Below are 237 nucleotides of genomic sequence, written 5' to 3'. Positions count from 1 at the left end.
AATGAATATCCCTATCGAACACACAGACGGCTGTGGTATTATATCTCCTCAGCTCAGCAAAAAAAGTTTTATGGTTAGGCTTCCTTGGGTTAAGGGCTTGTTAGTTCCTTTTGATTTTCACAAATTTGCTGACAAACACAATAAATCCAAAATAACAGATATATACGGAAAAGTGTGGGATATTAAAAATGATGATATTCAAATCATATTTACTAAATCACAGTTTAAAATGTGGAA

1 protein-coding gene is annotated in these 237 nt (G+C 32.5%); it reads left to right on the top strand.

All coding sequences use genetic code 11. The features are described from left to right. On the top strand, nucleotides 1-237 hold a 237-nt coding region (locus SB822_RS60855; protein WP_410859623.1), incomplete at both ends, for a hypothetical protein.

The sequence above is a fragment of the Paraburkholderia sp. SIMBA_054 genome (assembly GCF_046534875.1).
In the GTDB taxonomy this organism is placed as follows: domain Bacteria; phylum Pseudomonadota; class Gammaproteobacteria; order Burkholderiales; family Burkholderiaceae; genus Paraburkholderia; species Paraburkholderia hospita.
Note: the sequence above shows the minus strand (reverse complement) of the source record. Positions and strands in the feature narration are given on the sequence as shown.